At 42.3% G+C, this 246-nt stretch carries 1 protein-coding gene; it reads left to right on the forward strand.

Features of this window, described 5'->3' with window-relative positions; genetic code table 11:
• Positions 1–34 precede the first annotated feature (34 nt).
• Positions 35–246 (forward strand): family 1 glycosylhydrolase (locus AC2FA3_RS15490; protein ID WP_490510369.1); only part of this gene is annotated, 212 nt, incomplete at its 3' end.

Consider the following 246-nt stretch of genomic DNA (forward strand, 5'->3'; position numbering starts at 1 on the left):
CTATTAGATAATAATCGTTTCTAGAGGTAAATATATGGCATTCACAAAAAAATTTACTTGGGGCGGCGCTACCGCTGCCAATCAATATGAAGGTGGTTATGACGAAGGCGGTAAGGGTTTAAACGCCGTTGATGTTTTAACTAATGGTTCAGCTACTGAACCACGTAAAGTAACTTGGAAGAAGCCTAATGGTGAAACAGGTGCTACTCCCCTAGTTTGGGGCAAAGACTTCAAACTGCCTGAAGG

Source organism: Janibacter sp. CoH_79_TC_3 (assembly GCF_058197955.1).